Origin of the sequence: Streptomyces flavochromogenes (assembly GCF_000717595.1) — a bacterium.
Taxonomy (GTDB): Bacteria; Actinomycetota; Actinomycetes; order Streptomycetales; family Streptomycetaceae; genus Streptomyces; species Streptomyces flavochromogenes.
This window is the reverse complement of the sequence record NZ_JNZO01000146.1, coordinates 1-232: the sequence shown is the minus strand read 5'-3', so window position 1 is coordinate 232 and position 232 is coordinate 1. Positions and strand designations below refer to the sequence as shown.

Genomic DNA, 232 nt, shown 5'->3' with positions numbered 1-232 from the left:
GGTCCACACGTGGCGGCCGAACTCGCCGTACTCGGCGCGGATCGGACGGCCGTAGTGGTCGTAGGTCATGTCCGAGACGAGGGTGGCGCTGCTCGTGTCCGTGACCGTGCCGACCGTGTCGAGCAGACCCGTCACCGCGGTGTAGCCGTTGCTGACGAGCTCGTAGGGCAGGTCGGCCATCTCCGGGTGCTCCACGTCCTGCACCGCACCGGTGTTGGCGTTGTACGAGGTG

1 protein-coding gene is annotated in these 232 nt (G+C 68.1%); it reads right to left on the bottom strand.

Going from position 1 to position 232, the window contains the following annotated elements; genetic code table 11:
- On the bottom strand, positions 1-232 hold a 232-nt coding region (locus tag IF00_RS42395; protein ID WP_037640692.1), incomplete at both ends, for a hypothetical protein.